This window comes from Bradyrhizobium liaoningense (genome assembly GCF_018130955.1).
Taxonomy (GTDB): Bacteria; Pseudomonadota; Alphaproteobacteria; order Rhizobiales; family Xanthobacteraceae; genus Bradyrhizobium; species Bradyrhizobium liaoningense_C.
Map to the genome: position 1 here is coordinate 213,169 of NZ_JAFCJM010000006.1, position 17,022 is coordinate 230,190.

Sequence of the window (17,022 nt, forward strand, 5' to 3'; positions counted from 1 at the left end):
ATCCTAACCTAGATGGTGGGCCATCGCCAATGCAACGGCCGTTTGCGACCGGATGCGAATTGTGCCCAGTCCTCTCGCATCAGCTGGCGGCGAGCGCCTTGGCGACCGCTGTCTTGACCCGCGTGTCGGTCGGATCGATCGCCGACGGAAACACCTCGGCGATGTAGCCGTCGCGCCCGATCAGGTATTTGTGGAAGTTCCAGCGCGGAACCTCCTTCGGCCGCGCCTCGGCGGCCCATTTGTAGAAGGGATGCGCCTTGGGACCGACCACAGTGGTCTTGGCCGCGATCGGGAAGGTAACGCCGTATTGGTGGTGCGCGGTCTCCGAGATCTCGGTAACGCCGCCCGGCTCCTGGCTTCCGAAATCATTGGAGGGCACGCCGATGATCGTCAGCCCGCGCTCGCGGAACTCGTTCCATAGCTCCTGCAGGCCGGCATATTGCGGAGTGTAGCCGCAGAGCGAGGCGGTGTTGACGATGATGAGTGGGCGTCCGGTGAAGGCAGCCAAGCGGATGTCATCGCCGGAGAGCGCGGGGAAGGAGAAGGCGTAAGCCGGGATCCGGCTCATCGCCGCGTTCTGTGCGAAGGTAGGTGTCGCAGCCGGTGCAGCCATGGCGGCAAGCGCTGCGGTGACAAAACCCCTGCGGTCCAACATGGCGATCTCGTCCCCAGATTGATCTGGAGACGCATCCTAGCGCGCCCTATGGGGCTGTGGCGCTCAACAACGCGTTATGCCAGGCCTGATCGCTCTAGCGCAGGCGGACGATGAAATCGGTGCCTTCGCCGGTCTCGCCCTGATTGATGCCCTGGTCAGACACGATGATCGAGCCGCCCGTGGTCAGCATCTCGTTGATCTTCGCCATGGTGTCGGCGGGGACCTGGATGCGGTCCAGCGCCTCGGCCGGGCTGTTCGGCACGATCACGGGCTTTGCTGCGACCGGGATCACGGCGGCGGTCATGCGCTGTCGGCGGGCGGTGCGGCCTTCGTCCTCGCGCTCGGCCGAGCGGACGTTCACCGGCAGCGACACCACGGACCAGTGCAGGGCGTTGGAATCCGCCTTGTCGACCTCAGCGGTGAACACATGCGTGCCGAGCGGCCGGTCGCTCGCCGCAATGGTCACGGGCACGTCGAACAGCGGCGCAAAGTTTTGCCGCACATAAAGCTTGGAATCCTTGCGGCTGATGAACACGGCGATCTGGCCGGCGCGCTTCGGCGGCTCCGGCTTAGCGACCGGTGCCGGATCGGCGACCCGGGTCTGATCCTTCCTGGCGTCGGTCGCGTCCGGCTGGACCGGTGCCGTGGCGGTCGCTGCTGCGTCCGGCTTCTTCACCTCGAGGGCTTCGGCCTTTGCGCGTTCAGATTTGGCGGGCTCCGATTTGGTCGCGTCAGCCTGTGCGGTCGTGGGCTCGATCTTGTCGGCGGGCTTTTCAACCGAGGATGTTTTCGGCGCGTCCGCGGTGTCCGCCGGTTTTGCCTCGGCGCTCGCAACGTCGGCTGGCTTGGCGATTGCTTCGTCGGTCTTGGCCGGAGCCTCGGCCGCCTGCGGCTTGACCGCGTCGGATGCGTCTGCAGTTTTGGTGCTCTCCGCTTGAGGAGCGTCTTCGACAGAAGCCTTGTCGATCGGCATGTCCGCGCGCGCCAGCGCATTGCCGGTGGTCGCATCCGACACCACGTGGCCGACGCTCGAGCGCAGCTCGATGAGCGGCTCGGCGCTCGCGCTCTTGATCTCGGCGCCCTTGTCGGCCTTGTCGGCGACGTTGGTCTGCGGCTCGATGCTGGCGGCGGGCTGCGGCGGCACGCGCAGCGTTGCGAGCAAGGGATGGGAGAAGCTGTGCGGCGACATCTCGCCGGGCGCAACGACTACGCGCGCGCCCATCTTGGTCCAGTTCCACATCTTCACAGCGAACGCCATCGGCATGCGAATGCAGCCGTGCGAGGCCGGATAGCCCGGCAGTACGCCCGCATGCATCGCGACACCCGACCAGGTGATGCGCTGCATGTACGGCATCGGCGCGCCGCTATAAATGTTGGAGTGGTGGAATTTGTGCTTCTGGATGACGCTGAACACGCCCATCGGCGTGGAGTGGCCCTTCATGCCGGTCGACACCGGCGACTCCGCAAACACGCCGTTGGAGTCGTAGACCGTGACCTTCTGCCGCTCGATCGAGACGGCGATGACGAGCGGCCCTTGCGGCTTGGCGCCGGTTTCCTTTTCCGCGACGTCCTTTTTCGACACCGCGTTGCGCTTGCGCGCCTTCGGCCGTTGCATCTCGGGGGACGGCTGCCGGGAGTAGTAGGCGCCGGCGGAGTAGTCAGGCCAATAATACAGGGCAGCTTCCGCGTGGCCCGTCGTCCCGAACGCACCTGCCGCGGTGAAAATGGCGAGCCGCCACAGCCGCGTCGTTGCAGCAGGAAAACCGGGCCCGTTCACGCCAATCATTCTCGAATCCATGAAGTCAATCAGTGGTTAGTTGTTGCAGAGGGGGTACGCGTTCACCAGTGAAGCGGTTCACAGTCAGCTACTTTTGACCAAGCCGTAGCAAAAAAGCCTCACATTGCGGTAAACGGCGGCCGCCCGGGAACTGCCTGCCGCCTTCCTGGCCGGGCCCGGCGCACCTACATGCCGAAGGCGTCTTACCGGAGAATTTTATGTCATCCAGTTTCCTCGGCCTTCGTGACATCAGCTTGAAAGGGCTCGCTTTATTCCTGTTGCTCCTGGCCGTGCAAAGCGCCGCCTCGGCCGCGGACGAGCCGGACCTGATCTTCCGCCGCTCGACGGTGTTCAAATGGGTGAGCCCGAACGACAAGCTTGCGACCTATGGTCTCGACGACCCCGAAGTCGAGGGGGTGGCCTGTCATTTCACGGTGCCGGAAAAGGGCGGCTTCAAGGGCTGGCTGGGCCTGGCGGAAGAGGTCTCGGACGTCTCGCTCGCCTGCCGCCAGATCGGTCCCATCAAGTTCAAGGAGAAGATGGAGCAGGGCGACGACATGTTCCGCAGGCGCCGCTCGCTGTTCTTCAAGAAGATGCAGATCGTGCGCGGCTGCGATGCCAAGCGCAACGTGCTGGTCTATATGGTCTATTCCGACAAGCTGATCGAGGGATCGCCGAAGAACTCGACTTCGACCGTGCCGATCATGCCGTGGGGTGCGGCGGACGCGAACGTCCAGAAGTGCGGAGATTACTTCACGCAGTAGCGATCAGGCGCGGGCCGGCGCACGATGCGTGACGGCTGCCGCGCGCGGCTTGGCGAGGCGCGAGCCGGTCAGCCGCACGAACATCTGCGGCGTAGCCTCGTAAGCGCGCTGCGCCTGCAACGCCATTGCAGTGGAATAGGTCGATCTCGGATTGCCGCGATCCACGGGCTGGTCCGTGTCGCGCGCCGTTGCGCTCTTTCCCGCCATCATTTTGGCCATCCCTCAAACTGCGAGCCCGGTTTTCCGGACTTGTTGGTGTCGAAGGCTTCGGTCGTCGCCGAGACATCCCCGGTTCAGCGCGACCAATCCTTCGTTTGCGTTTCTTTTGCGCATAGAAACGTAAAATGCCGATGAAGCCCGTGAATCTCCGAGATGACGGCGCGGTATCCACAGCCTCCTAATGTTGCATCGGAACCGATTTTTGGCCGCGCGGGGGCGGAGCGACGCCCCCTGAAATGATTGGCTTTTTTCAGCCAATGTTTCGTCGGCAGAGGCGCGACGAAACAATTCTCACGAAGATGAAACCATTTTCCGCTTTTGGCGCATCACGGCCGAAACGGCCCATGGTTATCACCGCCGCAACGACAACGGCGCCACGCCGTCCGACCGAACCCGGAGACCGTCATCAATGCGCGCGCTCAGCTTCATCCTCGCCTTCGGCTTTGTGCTCGCCGGCTCCTCGCTCGCCGGCTCGGCCGACAGCGGGCTGCCGGGCGTCGGCACCTTCGCCTACAACGGCGCTCCGATCGCTCCGTCCCAGGCGATCGTGGTGGCGTCGCGCTTCTGATCGGAACAAGAAAATCAGGCCATCATGCTTCATCGTTTCTGCGCCGCGGTCTTCGTTTCCCTCCTGACGATCAGTTCAGTCCAGGCGCAGGTGCGCTCTCCCAACCGATTACCGGACCCGCGTGGCGAATTCGTGCGCCAATGCGCGCCGCACATGCTCGGGCGCTGGGAGCATCCTGAAGAGGTTTGCGGCTGCCTGCACGACCATGCCGCGGCGGTCGTCGAGGATCACGATCTGCGTGAGGCGCTGTTGCGTGGCATCAGCGAGACCGGCGTGCCGACCATCGAGACCGATTGGGTGCCGCCGTCCAAGCAGAGCGAGATCGGCCCGACCTTCACGAAGATCGCCAAGCCGACGCTGCAGTGCATGTTCGACCCCGCGAAGCAGTAAGCCTCAGTCATTTGGTCTTCGGGCCAATCCTCGGCACGCAGTTGCGCGTCACAGTGATGCCGCTTTCCGTCATCTTTGCGCCGCGTACTTCCTTGACCTGTCCCGCAGGGCAGGTGCCGTCATCGACGAGCACGCGCTGGCCAAGCCGCAAATTGCGAATGTCCTGTTCGCGCCCGACCGTCTGGGCGTGCGCCGACGATGTCGCGAGCGCCGCGAGCAGGGCGGTCAGGCAAAGTGAGCGAACAGCGAGCATGGTGCGGGGCTCCGGGAGCGATGCCGCAATCTAGGGGCCTGCCAGCGATTCTGATAGTCAGCCATCGTCACCGCCGCCGCGCGCTGGCGCGCAAGGCGATGAGCGATTCCTTTGCGAGCCTCTCGGCCGCGGTCACCAGTTGCGGAACCTGATGCCCCGAAAATCCCAGCACGAAGCCGGGCAGGGGCCGCGCGCGGCTAAACGTGTCGGCAAGCAGCCAGCCTTCGGCGCCGGCGGCTTGTTTCGCGCGGGAGGCAACGACGAGCTCGACCGCCGGATCGAACCGCGCGACGAGATGCAGGCCCTGCGAGGGTACCGGAACCGACAAATGTCCGTCGGACGCGTCCTGCAACGCTGTGGCGAGCGCATCGCGTGCCTCGCGATAAAGCTTTCGCACCCGCTTGAGGTTCGCCGCGAAGGCGCCCGAGTTCAGCATATCGGCGACGGCGCTTTCCATCAGCGTCGCGGGAAAGCGGTCGAGCGCGGCGCGCGCGGCCGCGACCTGGCCGATCAGTTGCTCCGGGACTGCGCAATAGCCGATGCGAAGACCCGGAAACAGCGTCTTGGCAAAAGTGCCCATGTAGATGACGCGCTGGAGACGATCGATCCCGGCGAGCGACATCAGCGGCGCGCCGTCGTAGCGGAACTCGCTGTCATAATCGTCTTCGAGCACGAAGGCGCCGGCTTCCCTGGCCCAGTCGAGCAGTTCGAGCCGCCGCGTCATCGACATCTGCACGCCCAGCGGAAACTGATGCGACGGCGTGACATAGGCGGCGCGCGCCGATGTTGCGGCCGTGCGGCCCCTGGCGACGCGCAGGCCGTGCTCGTCCACGGGCACGGAGACGGCGCGATAGCCGCAATGCGCAATGGTTTTCCGCGCAGTCGGGTAGCCGGGGTCTTCGCACCAGACCTGGTCGTTGGGCTTGAGGATTGCGCTCAGCACGATGCGCAGCGCGTGCAGCGTGCCTGACGTCAGCATGATCTGCTCGGGATCGCAGCGCAGGCCCCGCGCCGACAAGAGGTGATCGGCGATCGCGACCCGCAGCTCGCGGCTGCCGCGGGGATCGCCATAGTGCAGATGCTCGTCGCCAAAGGCGCGCATGCGCCGGCCGACGAAGCCGCGAAAGCGTTGCAGCGCGCGCTCGTCGATATGGGTGCAGCCGAGCGCGAACGCGCCCTGCCGGGGTGCCTCGACCGTGACTTTCGGCTTTCGCGCTTCGCTGGCGCGCGCCGGGATCCGCGCGGCGACGAAGGTGCCTGATCCTACCGTCGCCTCCGCAAAGCCGTCGGCGATCAGCCGCTCATAGGCGGTGACGACGGCGTTGCGCCGAAAACCCGTCTGCTTGGCAAGTGTCCGCGACGGCGGCAGCGGCTCGCCGGGCTTCACCAGCCCGCCGACAATGATCTCGCAGAGCGCCTGGTACAGCCGATGCGCCGAGGAGGCGCCCTGCGTGATGTGCGCGCCGGTGAAATCCAGCGGCAGCTCGGCCTTGCCCGGCGACGTTCCAAAATTGGTTGAAATAGTTTGCATGGAATTGGAACTATCGCAGACCAAATCGAACGCTACAACTGGCTTCAAGATCGAAAACCCGACAGGAGTCAGCCCGTGTCCGACGGTGAAAACCTCGCGTCCTATCCGACCTCATCGCGCAACCAGGTGAAGCGGCGCCACGACCGCGGCTTCTACGATCACGAAACCGTCCACCGCATCCTCGACGCCTCGATGATGTGCCACGTCTCCTATGTGATCGACGGCCAGCCCTATTGCACGCCGACCTTCTTCTGGCGCGAGGGCACAAAGCTCTATTGGCACGGCTCGAGCGCCAGCCGCATGCTGCGCAACCAGTCGAGCGGGCAGCGGGTTTGCCTGACCGTCGCCCATCTCGACAGCCTGGTGCTGGCGCGCTGCGGCTTCAACCATTCCGCCGACTATCGCGCGGTGATGGCGTTCGGCTCGGCCTATCTCGTCACGGACCCCGAGGAGAAGGAGCGTGCGGTCATCGCCATGGTCGACCGCTTCTTTCCGGACCGCACCGCGAGCCTGCGTCAAAGCAACACGCAGGAGATCAAGGCGACGTCCTTCATCGCCATGGAGGTCGAGGAAGCCTCGGCAAAGGTCCGCGCCAAGGGTGTGGCCGATGACGATGAGGACTACGAATTGCCGATCTATGCCGAACGCATTCCGGTGCGCACCGTGCTCGGTGCGCCCGAGCCTTGTTCGCGGCTGTTGCCCGGCGTTACGCGGCCCGAGACGTTGAATGGCTACAGGGAAGGCCGACTGCTCGAAGATGCATTGCGGGATGCCTATTTTCTGCAGTACCCGGCGGGATGAAATCGGATAGCTTGCGGCCTCCCAATAACGAGAAAAGACCGATTGGAGCAGCCGCATGGATGCCGATACGCAGCAAAGGATCTTGGACGCCGTCGATGCCGGCTTCGAAGCCCAGCTTGCGACCACAAGCGATTTCGTCGCGATCCCCTCGACCCGCGGTGCCGAGGGCCCGTGCCAGGACATGATCGGCGATCTCCTGCGCGAACGCGGCTACGAGGTGGACGACTGGCATATCGATGTCGATGACCTCAAGGACCTGCGCGGCTTCGGCCCGATCGAGCACGATTTTTCCAGGGCGCGCACCGTGGTCGGCACCTATCGCCCCAGGAGCAACGGCGGCAAATCGCTGATCCTGCAAGGACACTGCGACGTGGTGCCGGCGGGCCCGCTGGACCTCTGGGAGACGCCGCCGTTTTCGCCGGTCGTCAAGGACGGCAGGATGTATGGTCGCGGCGCCTGCGATATGAAGTCCGGCACCATCGGCGCGCTTTACGCACTGGACGCGATCAAGGCCGCGGGCCTTCGGCCGACGGCGCGGATTCATTTCCAGTCTGTCATCGAGGAGGAGAGCACCGGCGTCGGCGCGCTCTCGACGCTACAGCGCGGCTATCGCGCCGATGCCTGCTTCATTCCCGAACCCACTAACGGCAAGATGGTGCGGTCGCAGGTCGGCGTGATCTGGTTCCGCCTGAAGGTGCGCGGCTATCCCGTGCACGTCGCGCATGCCGGCTCGGGCTCGAACGCCATCATGGCCGCCTATCACCTGATCCAGGCGCTTCAAAAGCTTGAAATCGAATGGAACGAGCGCGCCAGGCAGGACCGCCACTTCAAGGCGCTCAACCATCCCATCAACTTCAACCCCGGCATCATCAAGGGTGGCGACTGGGCCTCCAGCGTGCCGGCCTGGTGCGAGGTCGACTGCCGCATCGCGGTGCTGCCGGGCTGGTCGGTGGCCGACCATCAGAAGGAAATTTTGGCCTGCGTGTCGGCCGCCGCCCGCAATCACGGCTTCCTCGCCAACAATCCGCCCGAGGTCGAGTGGTCGGGCTTCTTGTCGGAAGGCTATGAGCTGACCAACTCGGCTGCCCCTGAGGCGGCGTTCGGCAAGGCCTTCAACGCCGTCTATGGCGGTGCCGTTGAGGACCTCGTCTTCACCGCACTCACGGATACGCGCTTCTATGGCCTCAACTATGACATCCCGAGCCTCTGCTTCGGCGCTGGTGGCGCCGAGATGCACGGCTTCAACGAATATGTGGACCTGGAGTCGCTGAAGAAGTCGACCAAGGCCACTGCGCTGTTCATCGCGGAGTGGTGCGGGGTGGAGAAGGCGTAGGGCTCGCCGCGCCATTCTCACCTGTCGTCCCGGACAAGCGAACAAAGAAAGCGCTGATCCGGAGCTCATAACCCCAGGGAGAAGTTTGGCGAAGACTCGTGATTGTCAGCCGCGCACGGCAACTCCTCCCTGTGAGTATGGGTCCCGACCTTCGCCGGGACGACACCGAGTGTGTGGCGCAATCAATTGCTTTAAGCTTAAAATAAAGACTGTTCCGCCGGCTGCGACGGTGGCAGACTATGCCCGGACCACCGAGTCCGCGAGGGAATAGCGATGCGCGATTGGGACGATGCCTACGCCAACTCGGCTCACGTGCCGGGCTCGGACAAGCTGCCGGCGTTGTGGACGGAGCGGGCGGCGGCCTATCGTGCGGCGCTCAAATCCTTCCAGCCTGAAATCGCCTATGGGCCGGGCGAGCGGCAGCGGTTCGACCTGATCCTGCCCGACGGCGACAGCAAGGGCCTCGTCGTGTTCGTGCATGGCGGCTACTGGATGCGGTTCGACAAATCGTTCTGGACCGATCTTGCCGAGGGCGCGCGGCACCATGGCTGGACGGTCGCGCTGCCGAGCTACACGCTGACGCCGGCCGCGCGCATTTCTGACATCACCGCCGAGATCGCCGCTGCCATCGCCGTCGCAGCAGCACAGGTGTCAGGCCCGATACGGCTAGCCGGCCATTCCGCCGGTGGCCATCTCGTCACGCGCATGCTCTGCGACGATGGTCGCCTCGAACCCGCCGTCTACAACCGCGTCGCATCGACGCTGTCGATCAGCGGCCTGCATGATCTGCGTCCGCTCTTGAAGACCAAAATGAACGACACGCTCGGCATGAGCCTTGAGGAAGCAACGCTGGAGAGTGCCGCGTTGCACATGCCACGCGGACCATCGCCGCTCACGGCCTGGGTCGGCGGCAGCGAGCGCCCCGAATTCATCCGCCAGGCGGAGCTGATGGCGAACGTGTGGACCGGTTTCGATGTGCTGACGCGACTCGTCGTCGAGTCCGGACATAACCATTTCACCGTCGTTGACGGGCTGAAGGATCCATCCTCCGCCATCACGAAGAGCCTGCTGGGCCTCGATTGACGGCGGGGCAGGGATCGGAGGACGTATCATGACCAATAGCGGCTACGATCCCGCCAGCGAAGGCGCCGAGACCGATTTCGCCAAAAAGATGTCGTACGGCGACTATCTCCAGCTCGATGCGCTGCTCGGCGCGCAGCACCCGATCTCGGACGCGCATGACGAGATGCTGTTCATCATCCAGCATCAGACCTCGGAGTTGTGGATGCGCCTTGCGATCCACGAGATCAGCGCCGCCCGCCGCGCGATTGCGCGCGACGAGGTGCCGCCAGCGATGAAGATGCTCGCCCGCGTCTCGCGCATCTTCGAGCAGTTGAACAATGCCTGGGACGTGCTGCGCACGATGACACCGAGCGAGTATACGCATTTTCGCTCGCGGCTCGGACAGTCCTCGGGCTTCCAGTCCCACCAGTACCGGCTGATCGAATATCTCCTCGGCAACCGCAACCATGCGATGCTAAAGCCACATGCACACGACGCGGACGTGATGGCCTTGCTCGAGGCGGAGCTCGCCACGCCAAGCCTCTATGACGAGGTGCTGCGGCTCGCCCACCGCAGGGGACTCGAGATGCCTGCGACCGTGCTGGCGCGGGACGTCCGCAACACCCATCATTTCGACGAGGGCGTATTGCAGGCGTGGCGCCGCGTCTACGAGGCGCCGGAATCCAACTGGACGCTCTATGAGCTTGCCGAAAAGCTGGTCGACTTCGAGGACTACTTTCGCCGCTGGCGCTTCAACCATGTGACAACGGTGGAACGCGTCATCGGCTTCAAGCGCGGCACCGGCGGCACCGGCGGCGTCAGCTATCTCAAGCGCATGCTGGAAATCGAGCTGTTTCCCGAGCTCTGGCGCGTGCGCACGATCCTTTGAGCTGTAGCCATGACCGAGACCCGCCTCCGCGTCTACGACGATACCAAAGCGCTCTTCCATCTGCCTGATGGCATCATCTATCTCGACGGCAACTCGCTCGGTGCCTTGCCGCTGGGCGTCGCCGACCGCGTCGCGCATGTGATCAGGGCAGAGTGGGGCGACGAGCTCATCCGCGCCTGGAATACCGCCGGCTGGTACGTGCAGCCACGCCGCGTCGGCGACCGCATCGCCCGCCTGATCGGGGCCGAAGCCGGCTCGGTGATGATGGGCGATACGCTGTCGCTGAAGGTCTATCAGGCGCTCGCGGCCGCGCTGGACATGAACGCAGGGCGAAGGGTCGTACTGTCCGACACCGGCAATTTTCCAACCGATCTCTATATGGCCGAAGGGTTGATCGCGACGCTGGGGCGCGGGCACCAGCTGCGCCTGGTGGCTCCGGAGCAGATCGAGGCCGCGCTGTCGGAGGAAATCGCCGTCCTGTATATCACTGAGGTCGATTACCGCACCGGCCGCCGCCACGACATGGCAAAGCTGACGGCGAGGGCGCGTGCGCTCGGCATCGTCACGGTGTGGGACCTCGCGCATTCCGCCGGCGCACTGCCGGTCGATCTCGCAGGTGTCGGTGCGGATTTCGCTGCGGGGTGCACCTACAAATATGTCAACGCCGGCCCCGGTGCGCCGGCCTTCCTTTACGTCGCGCCGCGCCACGGCGATCGCGCGCGGGCCGCGCTGTCGGGCTGGATGGGCCATGCAAAACCGTTCGCCTTCGATCTCGGCTACCAGCCTGCCGGCGGCGTCGAGCGCATGCGCGTCGGTACACCGCCGGTGCTGGCGATGGCGGCGCTCGAAGCCTCGCTCGATATCTGGGACCGCGTCGATATCGGGGAGGTTCGCGCCCGTTCGCTGGCGCTCGGCGACCTCCTGATCGCAGAAATCGAACGTCGCTGCCCGTCCCTGAAGCTGGTGACGCCGCGCGTGCACGAAGAGCGCGGCTCGCAGGTTTCGTTCGCCTTCGATGGCGGCTACGCCGCCATGCAGGCCCTGATCGCCCGTGGCGTGATCGGCGATTTCCGCGCGCCCGACATCATGCGCTTCGGCATCACGCCGCTTTACATTGGCGAGGCCGAGATCATCCGGGCGGCCGAGATCATCGAGGAGGTGATTTCCGGTGAGGTCTGGCGGCGGCCGGAATATCAAGTCGTCAATGCGGTGACGTGAGCGCAGATGCGGATTCGCGGGATGGCAAAGCGACTTGTCCGCCGTAGCTCGAAGAGCGAAGGCGGAAGCGTGCCCCCACTTGCTGCCAATGCGTCGGCTCCGTTTCTTAGTGGACAGACGATTGAGGCTGATTGATCGAAGCCCGTTGCGGCAACGGAAGACGGGGATCGGCCGCGCGGAGGGTTTCGATCGCGCGATAGGACATCCAGATCAGGTTGAAGGCCTGCGCATAGTCCCGCTCGGCAAGCCGGTTGGCAGCTTGGGTAACGATCGGTCCGCAATGTTCCAGGCCGGCATACTGCGCAGCGTTGGCCTCGAGATAGGCAGAGAGCGAGCGCAGGGTTGCTGCGAGCATGTCTCCGATCATGTTTTCCGAAGCCTGATGATCGAGCACCGGGTTCGGGATCGGGAAGCTACCAGGCATGGTCCGAAACGGCTGCTCGAAACCTTGCGACTGCAGGCGCATGAGCAGCGGCATCAAATTGCCGAGCAGGCCTGCAAGCTGCTGAATGTCGGACGAGCGCTGCTGCGACCCAGTTGTGGCAAAAGGATTGGAATCTGACATGAGCGATCTCCTTCGGAGGAAGCGTGAACATGCGCGACCGCCGCCTGTGGCGGCGGTCGCCGATTGCCGTCGGATCTGCGGCGAATTGCAGTCAGATCATCCGCTGCTGGCCATAAGACTGAAGGTTACCGATGACCTGAGGAATGATGCCCATCAGCTGCCGGGTTATGTCGGCGACATCCTGCTGCGTCAGTTGTCGCTGCTGGCCAAAAGCCGTGGGACCGCCGAACGCCGCCTGGAATTGCGGCGCACCGAACTGCGACCCCCAAGTTTGCGCGGGAGAGGCCTGTGCCCCCCAAGTCTGCGCCGGATGGCCGGAACCGAATTGACCGAGGCCTGTGAATTGACCGAAACCAGCGCCGCCGTGCATGGCGGAGTGCTGCATATAAGGCTGGCTTTGCAGCATTCCCACGATCTGAGGCACGATGGGCAGGATCTGCCGCACGACCTCGTTCACATCCTGCGGGCTTAGCTGCCGCGGCGACTGGCCGAAGGCCGCATAGCCCATTCCTCCGAACGGAGTTTGCGCCTGGGCAAGGATTTGAGGCAGCGCCGGTACGAGCTGCCGCACGACCTCGCTCACATCCTGCTGCGAAAGCTGGCGCTGTTGTCCACCCCACTGCTGACCCCATCCCATCGGTTGGGCTCCCCAGCCAGGGCCATATCCAAATGCGCCTAAGGTCGGCTGACCGCCGTATTGTCCGTATTGCTGTCCGTACGCTGCTTGGCCCAATCCTCCATAGGGCTGCCCGCCTTGCGAACCGAATGCGCTCCATCCCCATTGTTGCGGACCGAACTGGGAATGCCCGAGGTTCTGCTGCAGGGTGTCAGAATGAGTCATCGCTTGCCTCCTTGCGATGGTGGATGCCCTCAGCCCGAATTCCTACGAAACCGTCCGCATGCGCGGTCGTTATGGCAACAGCGATCCGTCAGCTGCCAATTTCAGATGCTAGACGGAGCCACACGACACCTTCTTCTTTGAGGCACGCGAGCTGCGCTCCCCGAGGTGACAAGCGGATGGAAATATTTAGGGCGGCAAAACGAAAGCCGTTGAGAGATGTGGGAGCGGGTTGTCGTTTCTTGACGGCCATGTCCTCAAGGCCAGCCACTTACGTCCGCTCAGACGCTCTGCGATTGATCGCTGACTTCTTCCCGATTCTTCAACGTGCGCAATTGAACGCGAGAACGCGCTTAAGCCCGAATAGTTTCGCGGAAGCGCGGCGATATTTTGGCAGCGATCAAATTTCGAGTCGCGCGGATTCTTGTCAGCACTCTTTGCCTGGTCAGCGATCTTTCCGATGTGCATCGGCCTACGTTGACGCGAATGCTAGTAGGCGAGGTTGAGCAAAGTGCCGACGCGCTCTGAGGTGGCGGGATGGCTGCGAAGCAAGCGCATCGGGTCATGCGCGACCGCAGACGTGCGCATCGGCGCAGCGCCAGTATGATGGCGCTCCAGCTTGTCGAGTGCGGCGATGAGCGCCCGCGAGTCGCCGGTCAATTCGAGCGCTGTGGCATCTGCATCAAGCTCGCGCACGCGCGACAGCGCCAGCCCAAGGAGCTGACCGAGAGTCGGAGCTGCGCTCAGCAGCGTCGCCAGCGGCAGGCTTGACGTCATGCCACCGTGATGATGCCGCGTCCGCAGCAGCGTGAGGCCAGCGAGCGATGTCCAATCGATCGCGCGACGCAACGCTGTCGCCCAGCTCATCGTCCGTGCGTCATTGTTGCGGATATGCGCAACTTCGTGGGCCAATATCCCGGCAATTTCCTGGCGCGTCATGCCGCGCAGCAGTCCCTCGGTCAACACGATGGCGCTGCGTTCCGGTCCGCCGAGCGCATAGGCATTCATGTCGCCCGGTGCCGGCAGACAATAGAGCTCGGGTAACCGGACCAGGCCGGCGCGGCTGCAGACCTTTGTCAGAATCGCAAACAGGTCCGGCACCTCGACGGAAGACAGCAGGCGCGCGCCGAACCAGCGATACATGTTCTCGCGCGTAATGACTGTTCCATCCGGGTGGGGCGCGCTTTCCATGAGCGCCCGCTGCATTCCCGCGGCTCCGCCGACGATCCAGCCGCACACGGCAAGCAGCAACATCATTGCAAGGATCGCCAATGCAGACGATTGATGGTTCGCAGCCTGTTGGGCCAGCCGCTGATGGCCAGACGAGTGCCAATGTCTTGAGTCCAGCTCGATGCGGCATCGCAGGAAAGTACCTGCTTCTCCGGACGGAGTGTAAATATCCAGGACGACGGTCGTGTTGCACCGTGTAACGCGCAGCATTTGCATCGGTGCGCTTCGTACCAAAGCGAATGAAATGCCTGGCGCGGGGCCGGCGACATCTCGTCCTGGCCGACTGCCACGCAAAGCCATCCGGCTTATGCCAGAGTCAAACACCTATAGGTCCCCAAATGCGCGCCCAACTCCAAAAAGCTAGGGATCATCCGCTGTGTTGTCACGCCAATCCAATGCCGAAGACACAGAATCCACAGGAGTGTATCCATCCCACCACGTCGAAGGCGTTCTTGCTTAGTCGGGACCGGGTTCCCGTTCAATTAAACGATGGTTTGGTTGGATCGCGCCCGGAATACCGTGAATGTGGTGACGTCGGGGATCGCGCTACATTCTCGAGCGAAAGCTCGCCACCATTGCGCGAAACTCCGGCAGGACTTCGTCAAATCGCTCGGACGGCGCCATGCCGATGAAAACGAAGGGACGCCCCGATGGAAAAAGCGCGGCGACCATGCTCTGCACGGGCCGTCACCTGCGCTCGGCGGCGGCTGCCATCGCCAAGACGCCGATGGCGATCCGCCACGAACTTGCACGAGGGGGCGCCTGTGCGCGCCGTCGCTGCGCGACGCGTCACACGCGCTCCGGCCACAACGCTGCAACGATCGCATCAAGCCCGTCGGTGAGCGCCGCCGGTCCAGGTTGCAGGATCAGCGGCGACTTGATCTCGACGATGCGATTGTCGCGCACGGCGGGAATGTCGTCCCAGCCGTCACGCATGCGGATGCGGTCGGGCACGACCTTCTTGCCGCACCATGAGGCAAGGATCACCTCGGGCCCGGCTGCGCGCACCGCCTCGGGCGTGACGATGCGGTCCTTTGCGGACTGCCGATGTCTGAGTTCTGGAAAGACATCCTCGCCGCCGGCGATCTCGATCAGCTCAGAGACCCAGCCGATGCCGGAGATCAGCGGATCGTCCCATTCCTCGAAATAGACGCGTGGCTTCGGTGAGGGCCGGGGCGTTGCCGCGATCTGCGCCAGCCGCTGCTCGAAGCCGTCAGCAAGATGGCCTGCGCGCTCGGCACATCCCACCAGCGCGCCCACGGTGCGGATCATTGCCAGGATGCCGGCGACATCGCGCTGGTTGAAGACGTGGACGTCGATGCCGGCGCGGACGAGGTCGGCGACGATGGCTGCCTGGAGGTCGGAGAAGGCGAGCACCAGGTCCGGTTCCAGCGCCATGACCTTGGGAATGTCCGCAGAGATGAACGCCGACACCCGCGGTTTCTCGCGGCGGACCTGGGGTGGCCGCACGGCATAGCCGGAGACGCCGACGATGCGGTCCTGCTCGCCGAGCAGGTACAGCGTCTCCACGGTCTCCTCGGTCAGGCAGACGATGCGGCGGGGCGGGAAGTGACGCATGGGGTGAGCATATGCCCCAATCTCGGCGTTCATGTCATTACGGCCATGACCTCAGACGTCATTGCTTTGCTGAGCCTGGCAATTCACCTTGGGCATTCAAGAGATTGGGAGGACAACCGATGACGCCGCTTGAGAAACTTCATGCGATGAAAATGCCGTTCGCCGAGCTCAAGGGGGTGCAGTTCGTGGAGGCCGAGAAGGATCGCGTGGTAGCGCGGATGACAGTCAGGCCAGAGCTCTGCACCCTCGGCCACACCATTCACGGCGGCGCCATCATGGCGCTGGCCGATTCCGTCGGCGCGGCAGCAACCGTGCTCAACCTGCCGGAGGACGCCAAGGGCACCACGACGCTGGAGAGCAAGACCAATTTCATCGGCGGCGCGAAGGTGGGAACCACGGTCGTTGCGACCGCGACCCCGATTCACCGGGGACGGCGGACCCAGGTCTGGCAGACCCGGCTCGAGACCGAGGACGGTAAATTGGTAGCGGTTGTGACCCAGACCCAGATGGTCCTCGTATGATCACGGGCCCTTGATTTTGTTAACGAAATGTCACGTCCGCCGCCGCTAACTTGGGCTTGAAATTGATGCTGCGACGCACAATATGCAGGGCCTAGGGATTCGAACGCCTCCTCGAGGGACACCAAGAGGAGTTATGACGTGGCACTTGAACAAACCGTCCGTACGAAGCCCGTGTCGGGCTATGTGCGGACCCTGATCCAGCAGGAAGAACTGCCGCTGCTGCGCGATCATCTGCTGAGGCTCGATCCCGAAAGCAGGCACGACCGTTTCAACGGTTTTCTCGACGACAGCTTCATCGAACGTTACGCCGCCCGCTGCGCGGACGACGGCACCGTGATCGTCGCTTATATCGTCGACGGCATGGTTCGCGGCGCGGCCGAGCTGCATCCGCCGGAAGGCGATTCCCTGCCTGAAGTTGCCTTCAGCGTGGAAAGCTCCGCGCGCCGCCAGGGCGTCGGCAGCGTGCTGTTCCGCCGCCTGATCGCAGAAGCGCGCTGGAAAGGATTTAAGAGCCTGCGCATCACGACGGGCGCGGACAACCACGCGATGCGTGCGCTGGCGCGGAAGTTCGGCGCGCATCTGGCGTTCCGTCATGGCGAATCGACCGGAACGATCGATCTGACCAAGACGCCTGAAGCCGAGTTGGCCGAGCTTGCCGCCGCGCCCTTCCGGGCCGGCCGCGCGATGCTCAGCTTCAATTCCACCTGCTGGAAGCTGCTCTCCAGCATGGTCGGCTCGAACCGCGCAGCCTGAATCGGGATAGGGGGGAGCCTCGCAGCTCCTCCCCTCCCACACCACCGTACGTACGGGTCCGTATACGGCGGTTCGCT

19 protein-coding genes are annotated in these 17,022 nt (G+C 63.9%); 10 read left to right on the forward strand and 9 right to left on the reverse strand.

The window, feature by feature from the left end; all coding sequences use genetic code 11:
- Positions 1 to 79 precede the first annotated feature (79 nt).
- A complete protein-coding gene (locus JQ632_RS07625) occupies positions 80 to 655 on the reverse strand; it encodes a glutathione peroxidase (protein ID WP_212401667.1) in 576 nt (191 codons plus the stop codon).
- A 94-nt stretch (positions 656 to 749) separates the two neighbouring features.
- A complete protein-coding gene (locus tag JQ632_RS07630) occupies positions 750 to 2,441 on the reverse strand; it encodes a L,D-transpeptidase (protein WP_212401668.1) in 1,692 nt (563 codons plus the stop codon).
- A gap of 209 nt (positions 2,442 to 2,650) precedes the next feature.
- On the opposite strand from JQ632_RS07630, the gene JQ632_RS07635 reads away from it, so the two are divergent.
- Positions 2,651 to 3,196, forward strand: coding sequence for a CreA family protein (locus JQ632_RS07635; protein WP_212401669.1), 546 nt, complete (start codon positions 2,651 to 2,653; stop codon positions 3,194 to 3,196).
- Positions 3,197 to 3,199: 3 nt separating this feature from the next.
- Here JQ632_RS07635 and JQ632_RS07640 read toward each other — a convergent pair whose 3' ends face one another.
- Positions 3,200 to 3,406, reverse strand: coding sequence for a hypothetical protein (locus tag JQ632_RS07640; RefSeq protein ID WP_212401670.1), 207 nt, complete (start codon positions 3,404 to 3,406; stop codon positions 3,200 to 3,202).
- A 418-nt stretch (positions 3,407 to 3,824) separates the two neighbouring features.
- On the opposite strand from JQ632_RS07640, the gene JQ632_RS07645 reads away from it, so the two are divergent.
- The gene (locus JQ632_RS07645) at positions 3,825 to 3,983 is read left to right on the forward strand and encodes a hypothetical protein (RefSeq protein ID WP_212401671.1); all 159 of its coding nucleotides are present in this window, start codon (positions 3,825 to 3,827) and stop codon (positions 3,981 to 3,983) included.
- 24 nt (positions 3,984 to 4,007) lie between these two features.
- Positions 4,008 to 4,373: a hypothetical protein gene (locus JQ632_RS07650; RefSeq protein WP_212401672.1), complete on the forward strand. Its 366-nt coding sequence runs from the start codon at positions 4,008 to 4,010 to the stop codon at positions 4,371 to 4,373.
- Between the two features lie 7 nt (positions 4,374 to 4,380).
- On the opposite strand, the gene JQ632_RS07655 is transcribed toward JQ632_RS07650, so the two are convergent.
- Both JQ632_RS07655 and JQ632_RS07660 read right to left on the reverse strand, forming a co-directional pair.
- Positions 4,381 to 4,626: a DUF6719 family protein gene (locus tag JQ632_RS07655; RefSeq protein ID WP_212401673.1), complete on the reverse strand. Its 246-nt coding sequence runs from the start codon at positions 4,624 to 4,626 to the stop codon at positions 4,381 to 4,383.
- 67 nt (positions 4,627 to 4,693) lie between these two features.
- Positions 4,694 to 6,157 carry a PLP-dependent aminotransferase family protein gene (locus JQ632_RS07660; RefSeq protein ID WP_212401674.1) on the reverse strand — a complete coding sequence of 488 codons (1,464 nt, stop codon included), beginning with the start codon at positions 6,155 to 6,157 and terminating at the stop codon, positions 4,694 to 4,696.
- Between the two features lie 75 nt (positions 6,158 to 6,232).
- On the opposite strand from JQ632_RS07660, the gene JQ632_RS07665 reads away from it, so the two are divergent.
- The 5 genes from JQ632_RS07665 (at position 6,233) to kynU (ending at position 11,460) form a co-directional block, all read left to right on the forward strand.
- Positions 6,233 to 6,958 (forward strand): pyridoxamine 5'-phosphate oxidase family protein, encoded by a 726-nt coding sequence (locus JQ632_RS07665; protein ID WP_212401675.1) that lies wholly within the window; start codon positions 6,233 to 6,235, stop codon positions 6,956 to 6,958.
- Between the two features lie 55 nt (positions 6,959 to 7,013).
- Positions 7,014 to 8,291 carry an ArgE/DapE family deacylase gene (locus JQ632_RS07670; protein ID WP_212401676.1) on the forward strand — a complete coding sequence of 426 codons (1,278 nt, stop codon included), beginning with the start codon at positions 7,014 to 7,016 and terminating at the stop codon, positions 8,289 to 8,291.
- A gap of 273 nt (positions 8,292 to 8,564) precedes the next feature.
- Positions 8,565 to 9,374, forward strand: coding sequence for an alpha/beta hydrolase (locus JQ632_RS07675; RefSeq protein WP_212401677.1), 810 nt, complete (start codon positions 8,565 to 8,567; stop codon positions 9,372 to 9,374).
- 28 nt (positions 9,375 to 9,402) lie between these two features.
- Positions 9,403 to 10,242 carry a tryptophan 2,3-dioxygenase gene (kynA, locus tag JQ632_RS07680; protein ID WP_212401678.1) on the forward strand — a complete coding sequence of 280 codons (840 nt, stop codon included), beginning with the start codon at positions 9,403 to 9,405 and terminating at the stop codon, positions 10,240 to 10,242.
- Between the two features lie 9 nt (positions 10,243 to 10,251).
- Positions 10,252 to 11,460: a kynureninase gene (kynU, locus tag JQ632_RS07685; RefSeq protein WP_212401679.1), complete on the forward strand. Its 1,209-nt coding sequence runs from the start codon at positions 10,252 to 10,254 to the stop codon at positions 11,458 to 11,460.
- 106 nt (positions 11,461 to 11,566) lie between these two features.
- On the opposite strand, the gene JQ632_RS07690 is transcribed toward kynU, so the two are convergent.
- The 4 genes from JQ632_RS07690 to JQ632_RS07705 form a co-directional block, all read right to left on the reverse strand.
- Complete coding sequence (locus JQ632_RS07690; protein ID WP_212401680.1) at positions 11,567 to 12,025, reverse strand: hypothetical protein; 459 nt, start codon at positions 12,023 to 12,025, stop codon at positions 11,567 to 11,569.
- Between the two features lie 91 nt (positions 12,026 to 12,116).
- Positions 12,117 to 12,866: a hypothetical protein gene (locus JQ632_RS07695; RefSeq protein ID WP_212401681.1), complete on the reverse strand. Its 750-nt coding sequence runs from the start codon at positions 12,864 to 12,866 to the stop codon at positions 12,117 to 12,119.
- 486 nt (positions 12,867 to 13,352) lie between these two features.
- A complete protein-coding gene (locus JQ632_RS07700) occupies positions 13,353 to 14,309 on the reverse strand; it encodes a zinc metalloprotease HtpX (protein WP_212401682.1) in 957 nt (318 codons plus the stop codon).
- 573 nt (positions 14,310 to 14,882) lie between these two features.
- Entirely contained in the window at positions 14,883 to 15,671 is a 789-nt protein-coding gene (locus tag JQ632_RS07705) for a cobalamin-binding protein (RefSeq protein WP_212401683.1), read from the reverse strand.
- Between the two features lie 119 nt (positions 15,672 to 15,790).
- On the opposite strand from JQ632_RS07705, the gene JQ632_RS07710 reads away from it, so the two are divergent.
- Complete coding sequence (locus tag JQ632_RS07710; protein WP_212401684.1) at positions 15,791 to 16,192, forward strand: PaaI family thioesterase; 402 nt, start codon at positions 15,791 to 15,793, stop codon at positions 16,190 to 16,192.
- Between the two features lie 138 nt (positions 16,193 to 16,330).
- Positions 16,331 to 16,945 (forward strand): GNAT family N-acetyltransferase, encoded by a 615-nt coding sequence (locus JQ632_RS07715; RefSeq protein ID WP_212401685.1) that lies wholly within the window; start codon positions 16,331 to 16,333, stop codon positions 16,943 to 16,945.
- Positions 16,946 to 17,022 lie beyond the last annotated feature (77 nt).

Coding starts and splice junctions, on each gene's coding strand:
- JQ632_RS07670 (WP_212401676.1), top strand. CDS start 7,014: ATGGATGCCGATACGCAGCAAAGGATCTTGGACGCCGTCGATGCCGGC.
- JQ632_RS07650 (WP_212401672.1), top strand. CDS start 4,008: ATGCTTCATCGTTTCTGCGCCGCGGTCTTCGTTTCCCTCCTGACGATC.
- kynA (WP_212401678.1), top strand. CDS start 9,403: ATGACCAATAGCGGCTACGATCCCGCCAGCGAAGGCGCCGAGACCGAT.
- JQ632_RS07630 (WP_212401668.1), bottom strand. CDS start 2,441: ATGATTGGCGTGAACGGGCCCGGTTTTCCTGCTGCAACGACGCGGCTG.
- JQ632_RS07710 (WP_212401684.1), top strand. CDS start 15,791: ATGACGCCGCTTGAGAAACTTCATGCGATGAAAATGCCGTTCGCCGAG.
- kynU (WP_212401679.1), top strand. CDS start 10,252: ATGACCGAGACCCGCCTCCGCGTCTACGACGATACCAAAGCGCTCTTC.
- JQ632_RS07700 (WP_212401682.1), bottom strand. CDS start 14,309: ATGCAAATGCTGCGCGTTACACGGTGCAACACGACCGTCGTCCTGGAT.
- JQ632_RS07635 (WP_212401669.1), top strand. CDS start 2,651: ATGTCATCCAGTTTCCTCGGCCTTCGTGACATCAGCTTGAAAGGGCTC.
- JQ632_RS07660 (WP_212401674.1), bottom strand. CDS start 6,157: ATGCAAACTATTTCAACCAATTTTGGAACGTCGCCGGGCAAGGCCGAG.
- JQ632_RS07690 (WP_212401680.1), bottom strand. CDS start 12,025: ATGTCAGATTCCAATCCTTTTGCCACAACTGGGTCGCAGCAGCGCTCG.
- JQ632_RS07655 (WP_212401673.1), bottom strand. CDS start 4,626: ATGCTCGCTGTTCGCTCACTTTGCCTGACCGCCCTGCTCGCGGCGCTC.
- JQ632_RS07675 (WP_212401677.1), top strand. CDS start 8,565: ATGCGCGATTGGGACGATGCCTACGCCAACTCGGCTCACGTGCCGGGC.
- JQ632_RS07640 (WP_212401670.1), bottom strand. CDS start 3,406: ATGATGGCGGGAAAGAGCGCAACGGCGCGCGACACGGACCAGCCCGTG.
- JQ632_RS07705 (WP_212401683.1), bottom strand. CDS start 15,671: ATGCGTCACTTCCCGCCCCGCCGCATCGTCTGCCTGACCGAGGAGACC.
- JQ632_RS07625 (WP_212401667.1), bottom strand. CDS start 655: ATGTTGGACCGCAGGGGTTTTGTCACCGCAGCGCTTGCCGCCATGGCT.
- JQ632_RS07695 (WP_212401681.1), bottom strand. CDS start 12,866: ATGACTCATTCTGACACCCTGCAGCAGAACCTCGGGCATTCCCAGTTC.
- JQ632_RS07645 (WP_212401671.1), top strand. CDS start 3,825: ATGCGCGCGCTCAGCTTCATCCTCGCCTTCGGCTTTGTGCTCGCCGGC.